Genomic DNA, 24603 nt, shown 5'->3' on the forward strand with positions numbered 1-24603 from the left:
TTATCGTTAACCGTATATCAGACGTTGAGTTTATTCACTTTCGCAGTAGAATCTCATCAAAATAATAGATTCGACTTACTATGCCTAAATTAAATTTACATCGACGCGATTACGTCTCCATTCTCAGTGGAGATGCCGACTCTATTCAGTTAGAGCAAACATTTAGGCCTAACCTTACTAAATCCTCACTTCGCCTGACACCTAGCCCATATTTGACTGATAAAAATTTGGACAAACGTTGGCAGAAACTAGGTACGATGACGGAACAAGCACAAATTCTTGACCCATCAACGCTTAGCCAAAAATCGGCATATGAAAAAAACATCGAGCACTTTATTGGGACAGTCAAAGTCCCTGTTGGTATCGCAGGTCCTCTGAGAGTTAATGGACTTTTCGCTAAAAATGATTACTTAGTCCCACTCGCTACAACAGAAGCTGCGCTCGTTGCCTCTTATAATCGTGGTTCTCAGCTCATCACTGCCGCTGGTGGCGCAAGTGCCATGCTGTTAAACGAAGGTGTAACTCGAACGCCAGGCTTTGCGTTTTACAGCTTAAAAGAAGCGGGGGAATTTGTAGGTTGGATTGTCACCCAATACGATCGATTTAAAGATATTGCTCAAGCAACTACTTCTCATGGAAAACTCACAGACATCAACGTCAACATTGAAGGCAATCACGTTTATCTGGTGTTTGAATTTTTAACTGGCGATGCGTCTGGACAAAACATGGTAACCATTGCCACCAATGCAGTATTTGAATACATACTGTCGACAACTCCAGTAGATCCTGAATATGCCTTTCTTGATGGCAATCTGTCTGGTGATAAAAAGCCAAATGCTCACTCTCTTCGCAGTGTTCGCGGTAAAAAAGTCACCGCTGAAGTTCATTTATCGAAAGAGTTGATTGCTAAGTATTTACATACAACACCAGAAAAGATGATGCAATTTGGCCAGATGACAACCGTCGGTGGGGCATTAAGTGGCACCATTGGAATTAATGCGCATTATGCGAATGCATTGGCAGCGTTATACATCGCTTGTGGACAAGATGCAGCGTGTGTTGGTGAATCGGCTGTTGGCATGACAAGAATGGAAGTAAACAAGCATGGCGGACTGTATGCGAGCGTTACACTGCCAAACATTATGGTTGGTACTGTCGGTGGTGGAACTGGCCTTCCAAGTCAAAAAGCCTGTTTAGACATTCTCGGATTACACGGCAATGGTAAATCACAAGCTTTGGCTGAAGTCGCAGCTGTGCTTTGCTTAGCTGGAGAACTATCTATTGTAGGTGCATTTTGCGCAGGACACTTTTCAAAAGCTCACCATAAACTCGCCCGGTAGATAGGCACCTAACGAAAAGCTAACGCATTTATACTCTTTATCAATAGCGATACATAAGAAATATACAATCTGTTAGCTTCTTCTCGATTCTGAATCACATTTGAACAAATTTCCTCCACCTTCGATGAGGCGGTGTATAATTTAACTATTGAATTATCACTAATATTCTCATATGACGCCAAATTCAAACCCAATTGCCGACCTTTATCCCCTACTTGTGCCTGGGCTAAAGTTCTCTGCTTCAATCGAGTTTGGACCAAATGACAGCTTTTCCTTTCCAACTCACATAATTGGCCATAAGGCTGATGGTTACATTATTATAGATCTACCAACCAAGGCAAAAGAAGCGTTGTTAATGCGGAAAACTGACAATGTTACTATTATCGTTCGTGGCATTTGCAATACGAAACTTGGGCATGTCATCGCGTTTAAAAGTCGAATAATCAGTAAAATATCTCGCCCCGTTAGTATTATGTTCCTCAGGCTACCTAAGCATTTTATTTCAAAGCCAGCACGAACACATGAACGTTTTTCTTTCGATATTCCAGCCACTATCACTGAAAAAACGAAAACCTATCACGCTCATTTAATTGATATTTCCATATCAGGTTGCGCACTATTCATAGTTGGTGAAAACGAACTCACTCTAAGTAGCGTTATTGATGTTAAATCTGAAGTGACAGAGTTAATTAAAGAAAGCATTAAGTACAACATCGCCAATATTCAGAAACAAAAGGATGGGCATAAAATCGGCATTCGATTTAATCACTCTATCGAAATGGGTGAAGAAATTAAGAATAAAGTGTTGGAATTAGCAGTTCAATCATCATCTCTATAAACACTCATCTTTTAAATACTCAAACGCTTGATATAGCTCATTTTCTTTAATCGGCTTTATAATTATGTAGTTTGCGCCCGCACTCATAAAATCTTCTTTAGTCCCCAGATGCCCATCAGCGGTACAAGCAAAAATAGGGACTTGGCTGTTAAGCTCTTGTCTTATTATTCGAGTCGCGTCTACCCCATCCACCTTTGGAAGTTGATTATCCATAAGAATAAGGTCAAACGAGTGATGTTTGACTTTATCAATCGCCTCTTGCCCATCTTTCACCCAAGTAATATTCATTCCATATTTTTCACAAAAAGCGCGCGCAATAAATGCGTTGGTATGGTTGTCTTCAACTAAAAGAACATTGAGCGGTGAATCAAAAAGAGTCTCCGGTGAAATGACGATAGGAGCAAGTTCTTCTACTGTTCCACACTCTATGCATCGAACCGGCAAATCAACAGTAAATGAAGTCCCAACGCCGAACTCGCTCTTGATCTGGTATTCTCCACCAAGTAACTCCACTAGGTTTTTAATTATGGTTAAACCTAATCCACTGCCACCATATTCTCTAGCAGTTGACTCACTAGCCTGTACAAACGGCTCAAAGATTCGATCTATATACGACTCTTCAATACCTATACCAGTATCAGAGACTGCTATATGTAATACAGACTCACCGCCTCTATTACTATGAGTAAACGAAATCTTAACGAAGCCGCTGTGTGTGAATTTAACGGCATTGCTGGTCAAGTTAAACAAGATTTGAGTGAGTCTGACTTTGTCTGTTGAAATAACAGTATCTTGAGTAAAGTCGGTTTCCATAATAAATTCGACATCTTTCTCATGACATAAAGGCGAGAAAATTTTGTCGACGGCCTGATATGTCTCGATAGGGTTAAACTGAGATAGTTGTATTGAATACTTCCCTTGCTCTAGTTTCGAGAAGTCTAAGATGTCATTAAGAACGGCAAGAAGGTGCTCGCCACTATTGCAAAGTACATTCACATTTTCGAGCATCACAGAGTCAATAGAGGAGTCTCGAAGCAGTTGTGATACCCCTAAAATTCCATTCAATGGTGTTCTTAATTCATGACTCATTTTGGCTAAGAAGTCGGCTCGGACCCTAGCAAGTTCTTCCGCTTCAATACGAGCTAATTCACTCTGTTTTTCTGCTTCAATTAAACTTGTTATATCTTGGCTTTGAGCGATAACCTGTTGAACCTCATTATCAAATATTACTGGAGATAGATTCCAGCGAAAGACTTGATTTCCGATAGGAATATTAACGCCCGTTAGCGTTGCACCTTGAGCCGCCATTTTTATTTGAGGCCGAAGATTACCCAACAGCTGTTGATAGGTATCATCTTGCTCTTTGTAAATACTAAAGTATTTTTCTGCAGCCGGGTTAACCTTACTTACTCGCCCATCAATATTCCAAAATAAAATAGGCGACAGTGAAAAGTTAAACAAATCTTCAAACTGCTTCTCTTGCTCTGTTAATCGTTTAAATGCATCTTCGAGGGTGTGTCCAATTTGATCAAACTCTTTGATAGGGCTACCAGAAAACTTATTTACATTACGCAAGGCAACCGCTTCTGAAGTATATTGCGTTAACATATCTAGCTCAACTGACACTCGCTTATTTAGCCAGTACCATGTAATTCCGCCGAGTATGAGCATAAATAGTAATAATACTCCGCCCAAAAAATTGTAGTGCTGAATAAACTCCGCTGAAGACAGGTTTTTTTGTACAGTATAAATAACTATTGAGGTTGCACTTCCACTTACCTTTAGTGGCGTTTCAATCACAATATATTTACTAGAATTTGCTAACCCATCGAAATAGGTTAATACATCCTTTTCCTTATACGACGAATTTATATTACCAATGGTTGATGCTATGACATCTTCATCAATAACCATTAGTGCGTTATCTGAATTACTGTCTGATTTTAAGGCATCCATTAACGAATAGTTCTGATTGAGAACGACGCCTATGTGGTACATCGCCAGTACTTCCCCCGTTCTTGAGTCCACTATCGGGGTACGCCTGATAAGCAAAAACTTAGCACCCAATAACGAAGAGGTTTTTACTAAATGCCAATTATTGCTTCTAGTAAGGTCTTGGCTAAACTTGATGATTGAACTTTCTTCAATACCAAAAAATGTATAGCTTTCATCACCCCAGAATATTTCGTCGTCAGAAATAATGTAGCGAAAATCAGGTGTTAACTGCGGATTCAACTCATCAACATTTGCAAAAAACTGATCGAGTAGCTCGACATAGCCCGTTTTTAATGCATGAACTAACGTATCGTTTCTGCTGTAACTATCTTGCTGACTTCTTAATGAGGTGAGCTCTAAGTTAAAAAGAACCTGTACTAAACTGTTGGTTTGAAGCCTTGTCCTTTCAATTTCATTATCAACAGCTCTAGATGTGGCTTGGAAGTTTTGAAATAAAACAAATAGCGTCACCACAACCATTACGGTGAAAACCGTTCGTGTTATTAATGTGGCTAAGTTTATTGTTTTGTTAGCCAAAAACTGTTGATAGATCATTATTGGTCTGAATACCTGAAGGCGTAGCGCTTAAGCGCTTCAATTCTTTCACCGACATCTTTCGTTGTCACAAGCTCGAACTCTCCCGAATATAATAACGGAACCTCCCTCCCCTCTAAATCCAATTTAATCGATTCAGCCATTGCAATACCGGTATCGTCATTCATTCGCATTACGGTTACGTCTAAGTCTCCTGACTCTATCGCCTCGAGTTCTGCGCTTCCGCCACCCCAGCCATTTAAGATAATATCTTTACGATCACGGTCTCTTAGTGCCTCTGATGCACCCAAAGCAACGTCTGTTGAGCAGGCATAGATAAAGGAGATATCACTCTGATTTTCAATCGCTCGTAATGCCGCTTGATAACCCGACTCCCTGTTTGCTTTAGTATAAAATGAAGACGATAACGTATAATCCCCTTGATGATTCATACCCGCAATGAAAGTATCCCCTCTTGCGTCACTAATGTAGCCTTTTGAGTAGTAGAGCATTGAATAAGCGCTACCTTTTGGAACACTCTCCTTAAAATAATGTTCCAATATTTGTGCTCCCTTTGCGTGATCAAACCCGACATACATAAACGGCTGGCGATCATCCCACGCTCTTACTGGCGTGGTAATGTTCTGTAGAATTAATTTGGTATCAGTTGAGCCTAGAACATGTTCTATGAACTTTCGGTGCCGTGCGGTGTATAAGGTAAAAATCAGGTAATCCGACTTATTTTTAAGCGCTCTCATCAAGGACTGATTCTGCTGACGAGTATCGCTATTTATTCTGGTAGTCACCTGATTTAATTCATAATCGATGCCCAGTTTATTCATTCTTACTTCAAAGGCCTTAATATTCCTGACCCAATAGTCGGAGATCTGATCGCCAGGAGAGACGATTGAGATGGTAACCGGTCGATTCTGCTCAATGCTTAGTAGTCTGGGGTCATCACGCACAATCTGTGTAAACCGGTCGGTTAGATCGGATTGGTCAGGGTGAGCTTTTAAAAACTCATTATATCCCCAGTAGTCTGATAGCTCCTGCGTAGAGTGAGCATTAAGTACTGCTGAAGGTAAACAAAAAGAGATGATAATGAGTTTTAAGAAATACTTCATACGGGTATTTGTAAACATAGTTTCCATATCTGGACGGCTACTATAGGCGCTCCCGTCACGAAAGGTAAGAGCGCCAATGTAATTTATTTCATTTATTCTTTAATTAACAAGTTTATGTAACGAAATTAGAAGGTAAACGCCAGATTAGCAGACAGACCATATTGATTATCACCAGCATAATTACCAGCAAAATCAAGACTGACTAGATCACCAGGGCTAATACCTATACCGGCCGTTACTGAGTCATCAAGCGTATCTTCAAGATCCATTTGATAACCGGCACGAAGTTGTGCCCAGCCAAATGCATTCCCTTCAACACCAAAACGCAAGAATTGAGTATCATCATTCACATCACTAAAACGAGATTGTTCAGTTAAATCCCAGTCCATCGTGGCTATAAAATAATCCATTGTGTACGCACCTGATACCGTTACTTGAGTATCAAGTTTATATTTACTAGTTCCGTAATAAGTATCAATTTCTTGTGAGAATAGATCTTTTATCGCCATACCCGCTCGGAAATTTTGGTACAACCAAACCACACCCAAATCCATATTAAAAGCAGACTTTGATATTTCTGTTTGATCGTAATCATCAATATCAAAGTCCTCTACTTTAATCTCTTGGGCGTAAGTCGTCATATCTTGAAATTTCGGAGTCACTCCGAAAGAGACATCTTGACCCATAAAATTAAACCGTTTCGCAAGAGCCACACCAAATTCACTATAACCAAAGGCAAACAAATCGACTTCGGATGCATTGTAACGATTTGTCACTTGTACTGTTCCATTGCCAGCATCAGCTGCAATATCGGTTATAGCGATTAGTTCCACATAACCGCGTAAGAACACATTAATTGAGAGCAAGTTTAAAGGAATAGCAATCGCTGCGGTAGCCCCACCACTTCCAACCATTGGCTTGTCATCAGAAAGTTGATTCAAGTAATTATTAAGCTCAGTTGCTATAGTAGCATCAGAGTTTCCTGTGTCTTCATATCGTTTAATGGTATTTTGAAGATCGTCAACCGTATCTAAAGTATTATCCGTATCTCTAACATTTGCTCCTAAGCCTGGAAAAAGCACCCCAAATCTATCACCGTCACGATGGACAGCAACAAGTGCCGGGTTATGAAATGGTGCTAAAAGGTAATCGGCTGTACTAACACCCGTATTTCCCATGCCATTACTTCGAGCATCCGCAACCGATGTCGCCGAAAGAGCCTGTGTTGTAACAATAGATAAGCCGAACACCACTGATAGTTTTATTAGTTGTTTCATTTCCTTACCAACCTTTTTTATGTTCCCATAATAAGGTTAATACATGATTACAGTTTCCACAGAGTTTTTACATTCAGGCTATTTCAATGACTTGCTCTAAGGCGACTAAACCAGAAACCAAGGACTCTTTCTTAGATTTGGGTAATCGTTTAATACGATATTCAATTTGAGAGGCTTTACTGCGATTAATACCCGCTTTTTCATACCAAACTATGGCTAACGGGGACTTTCCTTTTAAAGCTTTCGCTCCTTTACCTTCACAGTGCTGTTGAAAGCGGCGGTCGACATCTGTAGTGATACCACAGTAAAGAGAGTTATTGGGAGCTCTAACTAAGTAAACGTACCAGTTAGAACTCTCCTTTTCATTTGAGCTTAGCTCACTACCTTGAGTCATTAACTTGTTAAGCTATCAATTAACTCTTTAAGTTCAGCCAATTCTAGCTTCTGGCTCGCCAATTCATTCTTCAGCTCAGAAACTTCTGTTTCCAATTGATCTATACGCGAGTTACCTGCCACAGGTATTGTTGGTGCTGCCGCAACTAACGCTTCAATATCGACTTCACCACTAAATAGATGCTGATAACGAGATTCACGTTTTCCGGCTTCCCTAGGTAGCTTAACAACTAAAGCGCCCGCTTCACGATGGCTCATTGCATCCAAAATGGCTTCTACTTCTTTTACATCCGTGAACTGGCACAAACGATTGGTTCTCGTTCTTAGCTCACCGGGTGTTTGAGCACCACGAAGAAGCAAGCAGCAGACTATGCCGCGTTCTTGGTCGGTAAACTTTAAGTCACCAAATTCTGTGTTACAAAAACGATGAATGTATTTCTTAGTTCTGCTATTAAAGGCACTTTCATCATTAACCAGTCGTTTAGATATTAACGCTTCTAGCGTGTCTTGTACTTCTGCATCACTTATCGCTAACACAGGGTCGCGATTACTTTTTTGGTTACAGGCGGTCGTTAAACTATTTAGCGTCAGTGGGTAGTAATCAGGCGTTGTGACTTCTTTCTCAATGAGACAGCCAATAATTCGCGCTTCGATTGGGCTTAGTTCTATCGTCATTTTTATTATCCTTTTCGCTATAACTCATGCTTACTTATCTAAACGCAGATAAGAAAGTCTACACCACTAATGTTCTGACATTAGCGGTACAATTCTCATATTGCCATTTTTATCAACCATAAAAATGCGTGAGCGATTTAGCTCTACTTCCGTCATTTCAAGCTTGTCGCGTTCAGATTGATAAGCACTACGCAGTTTATACGAAAGTGCTTGTGCATCCTCAACATCAGATTCGAAACGGTCGAGTTCTAATTTTGTTGGCTCTTCACCTGTATGAACTTGCAATTCAACTGGCACTATAATTTCTGAGCTGTTCATGTCGTTAATATTCTCTTCATAATTCACGTCATAATATAGCGACTCAGACCAATAAAACAATGCACTCTAGAGTGGTTGGTGAATAAATGGACAAGATCTTGTTCGTATTGATCTAAAGACTGTTATGTCTTTAAGTGTTGTGCTTTAATCGGGGCAGTTAACGTTAATTGTTGGGAAAAGGAACCTATGAGTAGTGTATTAGAAATCGTAAACCAAGCACGTCGTAAGAACAAATTAAAGCGTGAACTTTTAGACAACGAAAAAAAGGTTCGTGATAACCGTAAACGTGTCGATCTGCTAGAGAACTTACTAGATTACGTTCATTCAGGTATGAGCCACGATGAGATTGTCTCTATCGTTAAAAACATGAAAGCAGACTACGAAGATCGTGTTGATGATCACATCATCAAAAGTGCAGAAATTTCAAAAGCACGTCGTGATATCAGTCGCCGCATTCGCGATCTTACTGAAGAAGACAAGCAAACGAATCAAGCTAAAAAATAAGCTCTGTAAGAGTTGCCCTGCTTAAATATCAGGTAGGGTTTAATCTTTATTCGTTATAAACGATAAAAATCCGAGTCACTTCTGACTCGGATTTTTTTATACGGCTCAATAGGAAATGATTACAGCATTTCTTTGGCAATCAAATGCAACAAGAACGTTTCACGCTCAATGCTCATGCCTTTCTTCTCGCTTTCAGCCATGGTTTTTTCATTATGTGTGATCGCATCATGAATATTAAGCCACACGGCTTTCATACCATTTTTGATCTCATAATCTTCGTAATTCGTATCGCCAAGATTTCGGTCAATTTTACAGGTATAGCAGTACGAGATCATATGCATGACATCGGCATCATTTTTATACCAAGGGCGAAACTCTTCAACGATACCAAACGGTTTAATACTGTGAATATTCTGTGCACCCGTCTCTTCTTCGAGCTCACGCACCATACCTGCAATAACATCCTCACCTTCATCAAGACCACCACCGGGAATGGTGTAGTCATGATACCTTTCAGTGTAAAGAAGCAGTATATCCTCACCATCTATTACAATCGCTCTTGCCGCGTTACGCTTATAGATAGTTTGTTCATCCAAGTGCTCTATGCTCGGGTGAACCATGGTTGTAAGATGTCTCATGTGGAATGGTCTTAAAGTATAATTTGGTGAATGCTACCACACTGCATGGATGACTACGATTTTGAGCTTGCATATATCTACAGCAGTACAAAATAAAACGCCTTAATCAACAATAGATCAAGGCGTTAATAATATATATTTGACTACAATTAACCAACCGTCAGTAACGGGTACCCAAATAGCCACCCTACCGAATCTGCTATGAATACCGAACCAAGAATAACGAGTAAAGTTACAATTGCAGGTTTTCCCCAACGTTTCATAACCGATGATATCGATCCAAATACTAATTCTGTCTTATTCGGTGCAATTATACGGATGAGTAGCATAGTGAAGAATACTGTTACGAATGCAATATTGTAGACAAGTAAAGCAGCCATTGAAGCGACTAAATTTAAGTCAGCTCTGAGGATTTGTTCAATACCACCGAAGTATGGGATAGCCCCGGGAACACCAACTATTGTTAAAGTGATGCCTAATGTAAAAGCACTAATAGGCGTAAAGGCAGCCTCTAATTTATTGCTAGATTCTTCAGTTACCTCTATTTTTGGTAGTTTATATTGCTTCCAAGCATAGAGCAGTACGCAAATACCAACTAAAGTCTGAAATACAAGTTCTAATGTTTTTGGTTCATCCCACCATCGTGAAAAACTCGGGCCTATAACTTCGAATACATAATCGAACCCAAACAACAATAGTATTCCAGAGAAAAAATAGACTACGAATATACCAAGAATAAAACCTAGGGCCCCAGATATGTACTGTTTCCCACCAAGAATAGCAGCCATAGGAATAAGAGCTAGTGGTATCATTGATGTACTATCGAGCAAAGCTATAGTTATAAGAATAACAAACAAGCTAATCATTTACTAAAAACCTTCTAAAAACCATGCGGATTGAAGACCGCGTATAAATACAAGACAATCAACACTAACTTATTGGGGGCCAATTACAAGTATAGACCTCACCAATAAGTGTAAAAATCTTCTACTGATTTACATAACAAAGATTATAACTAAATGACTCACAAGCTATCGACTAACTCTATATTTCTAATTTTTTGATCAAGTATAAACAGCGTCTCAGTAGCTTGCATGTACTGAGGGTAAAGCTCAAACTGCTGACGCTTCTCTTCGGTCATTTGATACAACTCTTCTAGTAGCATTAACTTCCAATATAGAGGGCTAGTATGCAGCATAGCTAACAAAGGTTTAAACACAATTTTCTCGTATGCGCAGAACAGTTCTTCCAAAATAGCATCACGCGCACCTTCGCTAGTAATTGGTTCTAATAACCCAGCTTTAGCATTGTTATAGTGGCTATTACCCTCAAGAAGCGTCATGACTGCAGTAGTTTCTTTAGCCAGATCCCTCAAACCTAAATGAATCAAACCGATCCAATGTTCTTTACTAAGGTCTTGTTCACTTACATTTTCAAAATCTGAATTAATTTTCTCTTCAACAATCTTTTGACTTGTCATTAAAACAGTCCGTACCTTTTGAAAAGGCAGTTGGTACTCTTTACTCAGTTCAATGATCAAGCCATGAAACCCACCATTAGGCAGATGTAAATTGGTTTTGAAAATCGCTTTAGCATGTTCTTGTTGTGGCGTAAGTTCGCTCATTTAAACTGTGGTCCTTGATTTGGCTATCTATGCCTGTATTGGATCCATTTTAATGGATGTTATTGTCGGAATCCATAACGTATATGACATTATGAAATGAGGGATAACTGATCATGGTTTCAGTGTGTTATGCTCTTGTTACCTGCCGTAACCTTATATTTTCATGCACCCATCACAATTATTATTAGACATATCGACTCATGCATTACTGCATCTTGAATTTAAAAAGCTAGAACGTCACTTAAACATTGCTGAAAAAAACCAAGTACTGGTTCAATTTATAAAGCCAATAGTAAAGAGTGCCCGTTTTCGCACGGTGAAAAAAACAACAAAACAATGGCTGTTAGCTGGTCGTCAATTAAAAGCCGACTTCGAAGTCTTCTTAACTAGAGAGCACTCACAGCTTCTAGAAACATGTTCAACAGACTTGTATCAGTTTATCAGCTTAGTGATGAACATTGAGTCACAGCTCAAAACCAAGGTTCAATACTCTTTAGCGAAAGATATCGATTTAGATGCACGCTTTGGGCAGGTATTGGTTTGTGTTGTCGATGAAAGTCTTGATTCAAGCTTTGATGAAGATGGCCTAATGACCCAATCAACACAACTACTGTTCGTAGGTAATGCGGATTTTAAAGAGCAGTTTTCTAACGTTGTTGAACAAGATAGCCATTTTCAGGCGATTGTCGCTTATGAAGACGATTGTCACTTACGTATTGAATTAATGAGATTCTAATAAAAAGCCATGCTATTGATGCTTGGCTACAATTGTTTGGTCATTAAACTCAGCAATTGAGGCTTAGCTCTTAATTTTAATTGTTCATTCTTTTAATTAATGTTTAATTTAGTACTAGCTATCTTCAAAACTTGGAGTATAGTGCAGCCTTGGCTCTTACCTAAGAGTTGTTAATGTTACATTTAGTCCAAGTTCCCTCATAGACAGTTCTCGATATTCTCGTACAACATCTCTGCGTCAGCTTTACCTCAATCGTTCATTCAATAGCTTTTAATCAGACCAAATAAATTGCCCTTCACAAAATAGTCATATTTATATGCTAAATCTAAGGGTACAAATTAATTATTAAAAGGTACAACACTATGTCTCGCAGAACGAGCCGCCAAATCCATTGGTACAAATTAACAAACAAGAAAAACACGATTCAATCAAAAGGAAATAAATGTTCAAAATAGAAATAAACTTATACAACGAAGACCTATCTTGGGTCGCAGAGATACACCAGCTCAACAGCGATATTTTATTTCGCCATATACTGCCAAAGCTCAAGAACATCAGCAGCCCCATAAACTTCCAATTTGATGAAGTTTCACAAACCGGTAACGTCACATCGGTTTCAGGCGCCAGATTAGGAAATTTCACAATCCTATAAATCTGAATAAGCGACTTCTGCTGTAGTAAGAAAGAACGTATTAAGTAAAACCATTATCATAAAGTAAAAAAAGCCGCACAAATGAAAAATCATCTAGTCGCATGCATTTCAAGATTAACAATCGCACACTAGATTATATTTCCGCTGTCTATTTTCAATTCCTCTCAAAATAGCAGCCTGCGGCTCAATATCTCACCACTCCAGCCTCAATCGTCACATTTCCTCTTATTTAGTTCTAGCCATACCGCAATGACAACTCCCTAATTACACATCAAAAGTTCAAAGTTACTTTTAAGACATACTTAGCTAGTAAGACTGATTAAAAAGTTGAACAATGGCTATTCGATAAGAGACGGTAGTGATACCCTACTAAGTTATTGAATCAATTGAATGTAGAGTAGGAGTAATATGCAAACTAGTTTCAATGAACCGCACCAAGAAGCAGACGGTTCGGACAAAGTTGATATAGACTGCCTGCTCTATTTAAACCAAATTAACAAGGGACGATAGATGGAGCTGCTTGGATTAATCGGTATTCTCGTATTGTATATTTTATATAAAATGCAACAAAAGAAGTTTCGCGAACGGCTTGTTGAGCCCAAATATTGGCAAGAGCTTGTTAGTGAAGGCAACTTATCTAAAGAAAAACAACAAGCTCTTTGCAAACGCTACAACCTCCCACACCTTGATAATGAAAAAAGCATGACTAAACATGTCGATGATTAGAAAAGTACAAAAGCGATAATTAGCAATTTCTTGGACTGTTCGCCTTAGAAGAAAAACGAACTCTTAGAACTTTCCCTCTCTTCTTGTGTTTGAAAGCTCCTTTCATTGGAGCTTTATTTCAAATCAAAACAACCCATACACATTGTTCTTCCCATCTTGCTCTTTCCCTTTCAACTGATGATGCTTGGGCTTTCCGCCAAACAATAGAATGTAGAGTTGATTGTCTCGGTACGTTCCTACCACGTAGTGATCGTTCTGTATTACATACTCAACGACTTCAGCGTCTGCATCGGTGCAAAGATATTTAATGTCGACGAGTTTTATCCACTTCAGGCCAATAATGTTATCTGCCTCAATGAAGCCGCCAAACGGCGCCCAAAATTGATTACCGCGCTTTAATAGTGCTGCAATTTTACCATCGCTCTTTGTGCTTTCCCCTATTGGCCCACTACCATTTAATTTAATAATGCTGTAACCAGAGCTAACTTGAATAGATTGAAACATAGAAAAACCACAACAACTGTATAAAAACACAGTATAGCGTATTTTACTCACATTTTAGAACACAGCTTTAGTACAGAACGATAAACTAGGTAATTTGACAGAGAGGCTAATATTAAGTTTGACGATGGAAATGCGTGGTATTAGAACTATACTTACTGTGTTCCAAACAAAAAAAGAGCCACTTCAAAGCGGCTCTTACTATTTGTTTTTCTTATAAAAAGTTTACTTCTTAAAGTAAAGGTTACTCTTTACCGAAAACGTTGTTCTCTTGCTCTTGTACACGGATGAACGTTGTACGCTTCGTTAGCTCTTTAAGCTTTGCTGCGCCTACGTATGTACAAGTTGAACGTACGCCACCAAGGATGTCATTGATAGTGTCGTTCACGTCACCACGGTATGGTAACAGTACGGTTTTTCCTTCAGCTGCACGGTAGTTCGCTACGCCACCAGAGTGCTTAGACATAGCTGACTGAGAAGACATGCCGTAGAACTTCATGAATTTCTTACCGTCTTGCTCAACCACTTCACCGCCAGACTGTTCGTGACCTGCTAGCATGCCGCCAAGCATTACGAAATCAGCGCCGCCACCGAACGCTTTAGCAACGTCACCAGCACAAGCACAACCGCCGTCACCGATGATCATACCGCCAAGGCCGTGCGCTGCGTCAGCACACTCGATGATTGCTGAAAGTTGTGGGTAGCCGACACCTGTTTTAACACGTGTAGTACATACAGAGCCAGGGCCGATTCCAACTTTAACAATGTCAGCACCCGCTAGGATTAGCTCTTCACACATATCACCAGTAACAACGTTACCAGCTGAGATAGTCTTTGTTGGGAATTCAGCGCGTACACGCTCAACGTACTCAACTAGATGCTCTGAGTAACCGTTTGCGATATCAATACAAATAAACTCTAGATCTTCGCTTAATGCTAAGATCTCTTTTGTTTTTTCGAATTCACGGTCAGAAGTACCTGTAGATACAAATACTTTGTTTAGAGTCTCTTTATCCGCGCCTTTTACGAAGTCAGCCCACTGCTCAACAGTGTAGTGCTTGTGCATTGCCGTCATAACACCGTGCTTTGCAAGCTCGGTTGCCATTTCGAAACTACCAACTGAATCCATGTTAGCTGCAATAACAGGAGTACCAGACCATTGACGACCACTGTGCTTAAATGTAAAATCGCGGGTTAAATTTACTTGAGAACGACTTTTTAGTGTTGAACGCTTAGGGCGAAACAGTACATCTTTAAAGCCTAACTTAAGTTCTTGTTCGATACGCATTGTGTAAATTCCTTGATTTAGTAGTACATGTTCCAGTGGGCATCTAGCTCGTATGAATAACTACATCCATCATTAAGCATAGTGCGTTGGTAACTCGTTGGCAGACGGTTTACCTTTCTTCGGACACAAAAAAACCGGAGCGTTGGCAGACGCTCCGGTTTTCAGCATTATAGGTCGTGATTTTTTTCCTGCAAGTCTGATAAATTGATTTTTTTTGTGTTACCTTACGTAGGAAAGCACCTATAGAAAGCAAACGTTTACTCCCCCTACTTTCAATCAGTTAAAATTAGAAAAATATCAATAAGTTACCTCACCTCTCCGTTGCGCTCATTCGTTATTCATAAATTCCTATTTTATCCACGTTACACTCTCTTACTCAATTTCAGCCCATATCTCGATCTAAATCACTCTTTCGCTGAGTGAATTTTCATCACTTTTTAATTAATAAACGATGGACGATCGACGTTTACGCAAAAAAGTGGCCTTTTTTCGAAGCTATTTTTACTAAATGGTAAATGAAAGTTTTTGGATTGACGCTGGTTTGCTTTTGGATCAGTTATTGCAATAGAAAAATAAGGTCAAAAAAGCGGCAGTTAAATTGTGAAATAGTCAGGGAGATGGCAATGAAAACAGTGAGTATCTTGTTTATGCCGGTACTAATTAGTAATGCATTGCTCTTTTCACATGGCGTAACTGCCAACGAAAAAACACATCAACTGTTTGCAGATACAGGCTATGCAAACATTAAAGGCGAGCTAGGTAGTGAAAACGCATGGGTTACGAACGTAGGTTACAGCTATTTTCTGTCCCCTTTTGTGGGCTTAGATGTGGGGCATACTAATATCGTTTCCGACACCCCTCAATATTCCAATGAGCATTTAGATGTTATTGATCTCTCTTATCAAGGTTACTTTGTAGGTACACATATACAGCATCCAATCCAAAGTGTCGGTTTTGTCTACGCTAAAGGAGGGATGAGTTACACAACTCTTGAAGAGACTAACCTAACCAGTAACCCTAATACGCCTATCGAGACTTCGGGAACACACCCATACTATGGAATAGGCATTAAAATCAATACCTTCTTTCAGCCACACCTAGACATCAATGTTGAGTATATCCATCAAGAGTTAGAAGATGACTACTCTAACTCGGCATTTTTGGTTGGTGCGAGCTTCAAGCTTTAATCTTTAATCCGTTATAAAAAAGCGTAACCGTTAACAACAAACCGGTTACGCCTCAATGGTCAAAAATCAAACTACCCGCGTCAATTATTTATCGTTTTTTGCTTGAATCGAAACTAATGCTTCTGCTGTCGCGTCTTGAATAGATAAAAACATCGATTTAATTTCGCCTGTTGGCGTTCTCATGGGATTAAGAGTGACGTTCTGATACATGAATTCTGCTTGTTGCGTAATAGGTCGTACGTTTCGGCAATGAAAAAGATAAGGTCTCTGCTGCCAAGTAATAAAGCTGCGACAACCCAGGTCATAAACCGGCTTTGTTTTTAGTCGAAACCAATCTTGAGGGATTTCAGGGAACAACTCAAAGAGCGACTTACCCAGAACGTCATGCCCTTGCTTACCGCTATGGTGAGTCATAAACCCATTCCATACTTGAACGTTGTATTCACGATCGATAACGATCAACCCCATATCAACGTTCTGTACCATGTCCACCATCCAGTGGAATTGTTCAAATTCAGCAGGAAGATTTAACATTAAAAGTCCTCCATCAAGTAAGCAAGTTTGTTGTCTAAAAGTGGTAGGGATTCATCAACAAACATGAACAGTAAATCACAACGAATAGATGTGCCATCTATGTTGTAGCTAACTTCAAAGGTCATTGTTTTGGTAAACGACCCACTTGTCGAGTTGATGATGGAATCTATGGAAATATGCTGCCCTAGTAGTACTGGTGAGCTTTGGAAGAAACGGACTTCTGATTGCTCACCTAAACCATTTAAAAATGAACCGACTAAAATATTCGATACATCCATCAATAGCTCTAGCTCCTCTAGCTCTTCACTATCAGCGGGGATCTTCATCAACTTCTTTAGATCACAAACACTTGAGTCACTCAATAAAACTAAAGCTTCACCTGCAATACCTTCACCACTGAACCCTTGGCACACACCAGAGACTTGATCATTTTCAGCCAAGTCACGCAATGCCATATGAAGTTCACTGAGCTCAAGAATATTCACATTGGGTAGTGGTAGGTGAACAAACACATCAAAATGACGCGCCAACGCATCAGCAGCTCGCCCGATTGATACGTTCGCGACTTCCATGTAGATATCTCTACGGCGAAGGATCGGCAAATCAAGAGGAGCAGGCGTGATTATTTGAGGTTGTACACTTGGCGCAACAAGAGTTTTTAATACATCATTAAGCAGCTTCTTATCGATCGGCTTTTGAATAAATGCTTTCGCACCTAACGTATCGACACGTTCTTTTGCTTTCGGCTGAATATCACCAGACACGACGACAACGGGAATGTCGTAATCGCGTTTTTTAATTTCTTCCAGTGTTCCGAATCCATCTAACTCAGGCATGGTGAGATCTAGGAACATTAGCTTAAATTCTTGTTGTTCTAACTTCTCTAATGCATCAAGGCCATGTACTGCGAAAGTAATATCAGCGTTAAGTGATGCAGGGAGAGAACGAGCCATCTGTTTGCGTGCTAATGCAGAGTCATCACAGATGAGAACGGGGTAAGACATGCGTTCACCTATTATTATTTAACTATCCTTTAATTAGAGTGTAACAGATAGTTACCGCATCACTCTCCGAATAGACATTTTTCTCTCTTTTTATTGATTCTATTATAAATTAAGCTCGGTAATCGGATTGTTTTTGATACCGAAAAGCTCAAGACAAAAAAATACCCTCTAGTGAGGGTATTTTTAAAATTCATCGTGATTTTACTTAGATTCGTTCAATTTTTCTTAGATTCTATTTCGCCATTTGGATAAGCGACTTTCCAATTAACCATTCAATTTCGCGAGTGCTTTCTTCACCAAATTGCGTTTCAGTCATTTTGTATAAACGTGAAACCCCCTGCGATGCAAACTCATGAGCACGGTCAGCAGTAACAATATGATGGAATAGCAGACGAAGGATAGCCAAAAACTCTTTGTTACTTAATGCGTTGATCCAACTTTCTGAAAACAGTTTTAGATCACCACTTACATTTAAATGCTCAACAAAGATCTTGAAGATTCGACCATCCAATGCCGCAGTAAAGTCTGTTTTCTTTGGGAAGTGGTGACTAATCCCAGTACGAGATACGCCAGTCTGTTGGCTCAAGGTGGTGTATGACATTTTGTCATAGCCTAACCTTAACAGCTGGTCAACGACCGCATCCATAATTGTTTGAATCGTAATTTCAGTATCTTCTTTACTACGCTTTGGCATGGTTTAACTCTTCTCTTTATTAACTACTTTACTCGGCCTGAGTACAATTCAACCCAGTAATAACTATTTTCGCATCTATGACATGTTTTTGTATCTATGAAACGTTTATGTGCCTATAAACGCGTCACTCAACTAAGTAGCACATGTGCGTTGGCTAGAAACAGGCAATGATTGCTCATAGATACCTACCAAAAGAACAAGTTATTTATTACCAAGAAATCATTGAACAGAATGATGTTACATATCTAAGCAATAGACAACTCACGAGCAAAGATTCTCGCGTTCTTTTTCTATATCGTTACGTATAAATCCGACCTTGATCACACTTAATTCAGTATCGATGTTATCGATTAGCTTATGACCAAATCACGTTTGATAAATAAATCGTCGATACCTGTGCAGTATAACATTCTGTTACTGTCTTGCAGAACAGCGTGCTTTTTTGTGGATAGAGATCAAATTGATATGTAATATGTCGGCAGTTTACTTAGGAGTATATGTAATGAGCATCGATAAAATCGACAATGATGTATGTGAAGCTTGCGGTTCTGCTGGCGAAATTGGCTTCATGATTAAAGAAGGGGATGAAATTTCTGAAATTACGATTAGCTCCCCTGATTCGGCCGAGTTAAAGAGTGAATTAGATAAATACCTAACTCTTGCTAAAGAAGTATGTAAAAACGTCGAATTCGACCTGTCTGAGATTACTGAAGCTTCTACAGAAGTCACTGCACGTTTCAAGTTTGAAGTCAGTGCTGAAAAGCTGATTTTTGAACTGAAGACACGCTCTCTTAGACATTAGGTTTAAAGACATTAAGTTTAACTAATATCCATTGATTACAGAGAGTAGGAACCGTAAATCTCGTTACGCTTTCTACTCTTTTATTTTAGTCAGAGTGAAAATCACAGTTTTTTCTCAATATCATTGAATCCTTTCGACATCCTAACGATACTGACTACTTAACTCGCAATGCTTGGCCCTCCTCTGTATGAAAGCCACTTTTATTACTCTGCTACTGCTTTTTTCTTTTGCCGCCCTCAGCGAGCCATTGGATCACTATAAAATCCTTAATCACCTAGATAACTATGGCAACTTAGACCTACGTAATAAGCCTTACACTTCGTTACCCGATGGACTGATCGTGAAAGGAAACCTGAATATCTCTAAGACCTCTATCGCTAAGCTACCAAAAGGCATCGAAATTAATGGGAGCCTTGAAGCAACGAACTGCGAGTTAAAACAGATCCAACGAGGTACATCAATTAAGGGCTACGCGAATTTACTGGGATCCAAACTGACTCGCTGGCCAGGTGGAGTAAAAGTAGGCGGGTACATCAATCTCACGGATACAAAGGTTGCAACCTTGCCACCGAGAATGAAAGTAAAAGGAGATTTAAGCGTAATTAGAACGCCCTTAGAGCAGCTTCCTGAGGGCATAATTGTTGAAGGCAGTTTATTTATAGGTGGTTCAGGTATTACAACCTTCCCCGATACAATGACCGTTAACGGTAATATTTACCTCGGTGGAAACACCATCACTAAGTGGCCCTCTAACCTCACTCTTGGCGGCGCTGTTGCCCGCTAGAGACGAGCGTGATAAGCCGTTTAGATCTACCGGATAAAAAAAGAGATGCTAAGTGCATCTCTTTCTTATCTCTGCTTTCTAGCACAATACTAAATTAGTTCTGGTTATGAACTGGGTTCGCATAACTGTCTAGCAAGAACTTGTGCGCATCTAATGGAAGTTGCTCAAGCTTCTCTTGTAGACGTTCACGTGTGCCCTGCTCTACGTCTGACTCAATGTCAGCAGCTAATTGGTTAATTGGGAAAAGCTTGTAGTTCTCATGAATTTGGCGGTCAACTTCAGCGGCAAACTCATCAGGGGCTTCGTATGACTCAGCAATCACATCACCAAAAGCAACGTGAATTCGACCTTTGTCACCTACAATACCCTGAATAATGCTCTCGATGTCTTCAAACTCACCTTTGTTGTACTCGCCATGCGTTGCTTTTTCATAAAGCTCACGAGCTTTAGCAATATCACAAGGGTCATTCTCATAAGAGATAGAGACTGGCACGATTCTCAGTGACTTGGTGTAGTCAGCAAAGCTGATTTTCTGCTTGCGACCTTCTACATGGAACATTTTCAAAATCGCCGGATCGGTAAAGTCGTTACCATCTTTTGCTCGACCCTCTTTTTGCGCTATCCAAATCGAGTTACCAGAATCCAATGAGTGCTTAATATAGCCAGACAATGTGCCTAGCATCTTCATCATCTCACGTGGCCCTTTCGCCGACCGCTTCACAATAAAGCTTTTATTCAGACGCATAAGCTCTGTCGCACAAGGCTTTTTCAATAGGTTATCGCCAATCGCAATTCGTACTGTTTTGTGACCACTTTGGTAAAGACCGTAATTTACTAGCGCTGGATCCATTGCAATATCGCGGTGATTAGAGACAAACAGGTAAGAAGTGTCTTTGTCTAGTTTATCAAGACCACTGTATGTCACACCATTGGTGGTCGTTTTTAGTGTCTTTGCGAGATATTTTTTAACTTCAATTTGAATCGCTTCAATGCTGGTCAGTTTTTTCCACTTGAATTTCAAGTACGCTTTAACAAACGGACTCATTACCGCCATAAACCAAGAAGCATGATTTGAAAAACGATGGTGAAGAATCGCACCGATAAACTCCTCATCATTAATAAGGCGCTCAATTGCTGCTGGAATCTCATCGTCATTGTATGGACGAATATCTACATATGGATCAGTATTTAAAGTCATTATTTACTACGTAATCGAAAAAAGGAAAAAAGCTCGCCTATTCTACGCATAGTTCACAGGGTTATCAGCAATAGAGTTCTCATAACCACAAAGGTCTGACCAGATAAGTGTGATTGCCCTTCAGTTCTATTGGCATTTTTTGACAGAAAAGGTAACCTTGTCGCCCCAAAGCGGGTCGCAACATATCTAGTTGCCGCAGAGAATAAGGCGAAACTCATGAATTACGCAGTTCAACATCAAATTACCCAATACGATTTCTTAACCACAACACCTCGTAAAAAGGTCATTAAGAGCAGCCTAATCCGTGTTATTGATGGAATGATGCTTGTTCGTTTAGGTAAGAATGAATATGCGCTTCACAAGGGAGAATCTATTTGGATCCCTCTTGATTGCCTTTGTAGCATCACGTTCTTTCCTAGTAGCTTAATCCAAACTATCGATTTTTCTTCTCGTTTAGATTTAAACTTCCCTACGAGTTCTGGTCAACTTAAACCGCAAGAGTTGCTTATAGCACTTTTAAATCAACTCGTTGAGCTTCGTAACCAACCTGAAGATGAACAGTACACTCAGGCGATTCTTACTTTAATAAAACTTGAAGCGTTAAATCTAAAGCCAAACCTAAAGCTTGATCGATACAGCCAAGCGGTTTCATCTTGGAAGCCACTAGCAAACGCTAAACTGGATGCGCAAATTCAAATTGCCCTCCTCATCCGAGAAGCAAAAAAACGCAGCCTATCGGGCCAAAAAAAGCCGCTCATTGTCGAGCAGCTTTTTGCTGGAAATGAAAAAGAGTGTGATCAGGTAGCGACTCTCATTTTAGGTCACACGTTCTAATTTCGTCTTAATAAGTACAGACGCTCGACCCGAACAATAAAGTACTGAACCAAGGCTGCCCTATCAAAACGGTCAGCCTATGGATGTCCTACTTTAGCTACTGCCTGACCAGCATCATGCTGCTGTGTGCCGGAACAGAAAATGTAAGTTGACCACCTTTTGATTTTACATCAACACCACTTAGACAATCACACCACTCACCCATAGCGTTAACGTCAACCGTTGTTGCCTTTTCTGACTTATTCAACACAACAAGACCTACTTCCCCACGTTTAAAGATGAGTAAATCTTCACTAGCCTCTACCATTACCATCGGCAATGCCTGCATTGCATTGTAAAAACGAATTCGATTTATCATTCGCTCGTCGTGCCAAGCTTGCTGCCAACGTGGATCCCCTTCAACATCTCTGACACCACTTGTATCTAAGTCACTATAGATGAGAGGCGCACCACCATCTCGACCTAAAATATAGCTATACGCTAACCATTCATTCGCTTCACTCATCACCATATTCTCAAAGACTGCGTTGTTTGGAATATCATGAGTAATGGCAAATGTTATGGCACGCCGTTTAGATAACGCCTGACCGAAGCAATATGGATCAACTAAAGATTTCAAGCTCCCTTTTGGTTGTAGTGCATCAAATAACGTTTGAAACAGTGGGAAGTCATACGCCCCAAGACGCGTCTCTTTTAAGTAAGGCTGTAAAAACAGTTCGTACTCTTCTTTTGTTGCTCCGCCATCGGTAATAATTTCACCAAAGATATGAACATCCTGAGTGATCTCTTCACTCCATACTTGCTGCAGTTGCTTCAAAGTAATGTGTTTTGCTGCATCTATCCGAAAGCCTTTCACTCCTAGTTTTTTAAGAGCCAGCAAATACGACCTTTGCTGCTTAATAACATAATCACTGTCTCGGAGCGTAGGTAAGCCGGGATCCTTTGGCCCTCCGGTGATTCGACCGTTTTGAACCTCCCACTTATCTTTCCAGTCTTTAATACCGAACGCTTCGACAAAGTCTTCTTCAGTAAATAGAGGCATTGATAAGTCACCAAATAGGCGTAACGACTGATAGTACTCAGAATTCGACTGGTACTCCTTGACGTCATTAGCACTCGGATACTGCAAATCAGAGCGTACAGAGGATTCATTAGCCATGTGATTAAACACCACATCGACATAAACAAAGATGTTGAACTTGGCTAAACTCGCGATCATTGCAATGAAATCATGAGTATTCCCAAGTTGGTTGTCGATAACTCGATAGTCTTGAGGCTGATATCGTTGCCACCACTGTGTACCGTTTGGATGAGTTAGTGATTTCATAGGCGGAGAGACCAATACGGTTTTATAACCGGCACTTGCGATCTCTTCTGCACGTTTATCTACTAATGCATAGGGCCAATCAAATGCGTGTAAAATAACGTTGGCATAATTCACGTCTTCCATACGTATTTAATCCTTTAGTTATGAGTTCTACTTGCTATGTCGCCATTATATAAGCATTTTATCAAAATACATTCCCCCCGCCTTACTATCTACCCGTATGAGTCAAGGGGCGTAGTAGTTGCTAATTCAACGCTCAGGAAACTTATATTCCCCCTCATAGTTCACTCTTCCGTATGAGTTTCGCGCATAACATCGCAATCGCTGAAGCCACATCTATACTTAGTTGGTCACTTTTTAACGAGGAATAGAAGGAAAACATAATGGCGTTACGTGTCGATATTGTTTCAGATGTGGTCTGCCCGTGGTGTGTCATTGGCTATCTGCGCTTAGAGCGTGTCATTGATCAGCTAGCCCTAACACAACCTGTCGAAATACATTGGCATCCATTTGAGCTAAACCCCGCCATGAGTCAAGAAGGAATGGATTTGTATCAGCATACGTTTGAAAAATACGCCGCGACCAGCGATGCTAGTGAAAGTGCTCGCCAATCTATAACCCAGCTCGGCCAAGAGCTCGATTTTTTCTTCAATTTCACTACTGACATGAAAATTTATAACACTCGCAAAGCCCATCAGTTGCTGATGTGGTCAGCGCAATTTGGTTTGCAATACAGCCTAAAAATGGCGCTATTTAATGCCTACTTCACCCGGAAAATAGACATCAATTGCATTGATAGTTTATGCAACATAGCAAAATCAGTCGGTCTGAATGCCGACGTCGCAAGGCAAGTCATTAACGACAAAACTTGGCAAGATGCAGTAACAACAACTGAGCTTCAATGGGTCGAAGCGGGCATCAATGCTGTCCCTGCTTTTATTTTCAATCAGAGACAGGTACTCATTGGCGCTCAAACAGAATCGACACTAGCCGATATAATCAACGACATTCTATTGTGAACAGACTCTAATACAGTCAATACAACCATTAGCTATCATATTAATAATGAATAAACG

At 40.0% G+C, this 24603-nt stretch carries 26 protein-coding genes; 10 read left to right on the forward strand and 16 right to left on the reverse strand.

From position 1 onward, the window contains the following. Nucleotides 1-80 precede the first annotated feature (80 nt). Together L4D20_RS05125 and L4D20_RS05130 are read left to right on the forward strand one after the other, a co-directional pair. Complete coding sequence (locus tag L4D20_RS05125) at nt 81-1340, forward strand: hydroxymethylglutaryl-CoA reductase (RefSeq protein ID WP_428800465.1); 1260 nt, start codon at nt 81-83, stop codon at nt 1338-1340. 172 nt (nt 1341-1512) lie between these two features. Continuing rightward, nucleotides 1513-2178: a PilZ domain-containing protein gene (locus tag L4D20_RS05130; RefSeq protein WP_428800466.1), complete on the forward strand. Its 666-nt coding sequence runs from the start codon at nt 1513-1515 to the stop codon at nt 2176-2178. Here L4D20_RS05130 and luxQ read toward each other — a convergent pair. The 6 genes from luxQ to L4D20_RS05160 all read right to left on the reverse strand — a co-directional run bounded on the left by luxQ (nt 2173) and on the right by L4D20_RS05160 (nt 8494). Next, a complete protein-coding gene (luxQ, locus tag L4D20_RS05135; protein WP_428800467.1) occupies nt 2173-4728 on the reverse strand; it encodes a quorum-sensing autoinducer 2 sensor kinase/phosphatase LuxQ in 2556 nt (851 codons plus the stop codon). The genes L4D20_RS05130 and luxQ overlap by 6 nt on opposite strands. After that, nucleotides 4728-5831, reverse strand: coding sequence for a substrate-binding domain-containing protein (locus tag L4D20_RS05140; protein ID WP_428800763.1), 1104 nt, complete (start codon nt 5829-5831; stop codon nt 4728-4730). The genes luxQ and L4D20_RS05140 overlap by 1 nt, the downstream gene beginning before the upstream one ends. Nucleotides 5832-5956: 125 nt before the next feature. Further along, nucleotides 5957-7108: a conjugal transfer protein TraF gene (locus L4D20_RS05145; protein ID WP_428800468.1), complete on the reverse strand. Its 1152-nt coding sequence runs from the start codon at nt 7106-7108 to the stop codon at nt 5957-5959. Nucleotides 7109-7181: 73 nt separating this feature from the next. Continuing rightward, the gene (locus tag L4D20_RS05150) at nt 7182-7502 is read right to left on the reverse strand and encodes a GIY-YIG nuclease family protein (protein ID WP_428800469.1); all 321 of its coding nucleotides are present in this window, start codon (nt 7500-7502) and stop codon (nt 7182-7184) included. Next, complete coding sequence (locus L4D20_RS05155) at nt 7502-8176, reverse strand: YceH family protein (RefSeq protein WP_428800470.1); 675 nt, start codon at nt 8174-8176, stop codon at nt 7502-7504. Before L4D20_RS05155 ends, L4D20_RS05150 begins: the two co-directional genes overlap by 1 nt. A 66-nt stretch (nt 8177-8242) precedes the next feature. Further along, complete coding sequence (locus L4D20_RS05160; protein ID WP_428800471.1) at nt 8243-8494, reverse strand: hypothetical protein; 252 nt, start codon at nt 8492-8494, stop codon at nt 8243-8245. 186 nt (nt 8495-8680) lie between these two features. Here L4D20_RS05160 and L4D20_RS05165 point away from each other — a divergent pair, with 186 nt between their 5' ends. Continuing rightward, nucleotides 8681-8998, forward strand: coding sequence for a DUF496 family protein (locus tag L4D20_RS05165; RefSeq protein ID WP_428800472.1), 318 nt, complete (start codon nt 8681-8683; stop codon nt 8996-8998). A 119-nt stretch (nt 8999-9117) separates the two neighbouring features. On the opposite strand, the gene L4D20_RS05170 is transcribed toward L4D20_RS05165, so the two are convergent. The 3 genes from L4D20_RS05170 to L4D20_RS05180 all read right to left on the reverse strand — a co-directional run bounded on the left by L4D20_RS05170 (nt 9118) and on the right by L4D20_RS05180 (nt 11260). Continuing rightward, the gene (locus L4D20_RS05170) at nt 9118-9636 is read right to left on the reverse strand and encodes an NUDIX hydrolase (RefSeq protein ID WP_428800473.1); all 519 of its coding nucleotides are present in this window, start codon (nt 9634-9636) and stop codon (nt 9118-9120) included. 149 nt (nt 9637-9785) lie between these two features. Continuing rightward, nucleotides 9786-10502, reverse strand: a complete 717-nt coding sequence (locus tag L4D20_RS05175; protein WP_428800474.1) for a GAP family protein — start codon at nt 10500-10502, stop codon at nt 9786-9788. A 158-nt stretch (nt 10503-10660) separates the two neighbouring features. Further along, on the reverse strand, nt 10661-11260 hold the full coding sequence (locus tag L4D20_RS05180; protein ID WP_428800475.1) for a hypothetical protein: 600 nt from the start codon (nt 11258-11260) through the stop codon (nt 10661-10663). 163 nt (nt 11261-11423) lie between these two features. Between L4D20_RS05180 and L4D20_RS05185 the strand changes: the two genes are divergently transcribed. Beyond that, on the forward strand, nt 11424-11996 hold the full coding sequence (locus tag L4D20_RS05185) for a DUF2913 family protein (RefSeq protein WP_428800476.1): 573 nt from the start codon (nt 11424-11426) through the stop codon (nt 11994-11996). Between the two features lie 1162 nt (nt 11997-13158). Then, entirely contained in the window at nt 13159-13374 is a 216-nt protein-coding gene (locus L4D20_RS05190) for a hypothetical protein (protein WP_428800477.1), read from the forward strand. Nucleotides 13375-13497: 123 nt separating this feature from the next. On the opposite strand, the gene L4D20_RS05195 is transcribed toward L4D20_RS05190, so the two are convergent. Together L4D20_RS05195 and L4D20_RS05200 are read right to left on the reverse strand one after the other, a co-directional pair. After that, nucleotides 13498-13878, reverse strand: coding sequence for a hypothetical protein (locus L4D20_RS05195; protein ID WP_428800478.1), 381 nt, complete (start codon nt 13876-13878; stop codon nt 13498-13500). A 241-nt stretch (nt 13879-14119) separates the two neighbouring features. Next, complete coding sequence (locus L4D20_RS05200; protein WP_428800479.1) at nt 14120-15163, reverse strand: GMP reductase; 1044 nt, start codon at nt 15161-15163, stop codon at nt 14120-14122. Between the two features lie 623 nt (nt 15164-15786). Between L4D20_RS05200 and L4D20_RS05205 the strand changes: the two genes are divergently transcribed. After that, on the forward strand, nt 15787-16350 hold the full coding sequence (locus L4D20_RS05205; RefSeq protein ID WP_428800480.1) for an outer membrane beta-barrel protein: 564 nt from the start codon (nt 15787-15789) through the stop codon (nt 16348-16350). Nucleotides 16351-16434: 84 nt separating this feature from the next. Here the strand turns inward: L4D20_RS05205 and L4D20_RS05210 are convergent, their stop codons facing one another. From L4D20_RS05210 to L4D20_RS05220, 3 genes are all read right to left on the reverse strand, one after another. Then, complete coding sequence (locus tag L4D20_RS05210; protein ID WP_428800481.1) at nt 16435-16884, reverse strand: PAS domain-containing protein; 450 nt, start codon at nt 16882-16884, stop codon at nt 16435-16437. After that, nucleotides 16884-17888 (reverse strand): response regulator, encoded by a 1005-nt coding sequence (locus L4D20_RS05215; RefSeq protein ID WP_428800482.1) that lies wholly within the window; start codon nt 17886-17888, stop codon nt 16884-16886. Before L4D20_RS05215 ends, L4D20_RS05210 begins: the two co-directional genes overlap by 1 nt. 232 nt (nt 17889-18120) lie before the next feature. After that, the gene (locus tag L4D20_RS05220) at nt 18121-18582 is read right to left on the reverse strand and encodes a TetR/AcrR family transcriptional regulator (protein WP_428800483.1); all 462 of its coding nucleotides are present in this window, start codon (nt 18580-18582) and stop codon (nt 18121-18123) included. A gap of 502 nt (nt 18583-19084) precedes the next feature. Here L4D20_RS05220 and L4D20_RS05225 point away from each other — a divergent pair. Next, a complete protein-coding gene (locus tag L4D20_RS05225) occupies nt 19085-19384 on the forward strand; it encodes a DUF406 family protein (RefSeq protein ID WP_428800484.1) in 300 nt (99 codons plus the stop codon). Between the two features lie 187 nt (nt 19385-19571). Then, the gene (locus L4D20_RS05230) at nt 19572-20168 is read left to right on the forward strand and encodes a hypothetical protein (protein WP_428800485.1); all 597 of its coding nucleotides are present in this window, start codon (nt 19572-19574) and stop codon (nt 20166-20168) included. 94 nt (nt 20169-20262) lie between these two features. Here L4D20_RS05230 and L4D20_RS05235 read toward each other — a convergent pair whose 3' ends face one another. After that, nucleotides 20263-21366: a 1-acyl-sn-glycerol-3-phosphate acyltransferase gene (locus L4D20_RS05235; protein WP_428800486.1), complete on the reverse strand. Its 1104-nt coding sequence runs from the start codon at nt 21364-21366 to the stop codon at nt 20263-20265. Nucleotides 21367-21582: 216 nt separating this feature from the next. Here L4D20_RS05235 and L4D20_RS05240 point away from each other — a divergent pair, with 216 nt between their 5' ends. Then, nucleotides 21583-22200 carry a cupin domain-containing protein gene (locus L4D20_RS05240; RefSeq protein WP_428800487.1) on the forward strand — a complete coding sequence of 206 codons (618 nt, stop codon included), beginning with the start codon at nt 21583-21585 and terminating at the stop codon, nt 22198-22200. Between the two features lie 97 nt (nt 22201-22297). On the opposite strand, the gene L4D20_RS05245 is transcribed toward L4D20_RS05240, so the two are convergent. Beyond that, nucleotides 22298-23650: an alpha-amylase family glycosyl hydrolase gene (locus tag L4D20_RS05245; RefSeq protein ID WP_428800488.1), complete on the reverse strand. Its 1353-nt coding sequence runs from the start codon at nt 23648-23650 to the stop codon at nt 22298-22300. Between the two features lie 260 nt (nt 23651-23910). Between L4D20_RS05245 and L4D20_RS05250 the strand changes: the two genes are divergently transcribed. Next, on the forward strand, nt 23911-24546 hold the full coding sequence (locus tag L4D20_RS05250) for a DsbA family oxidoreductase (RefSeq protein WP_428800489.1): 636 nt from the start codon (nt 23911-23913) through the stop codon (nt 24544-24546). Nucleotides 24547-24603 lie beyond the last annotated feature (57 nt).

Origin of the sequence: Vibrio kyushuensis (assembly GCF_050337325.1) — a bacterium.
Classification (GTDB): domain Bacteria; phylum Pseudomonadota; class Gammaproteobacteria; order Enterobacterales; family Vibrionaceae; genus Vibrio; species Vibrio kyushuensis.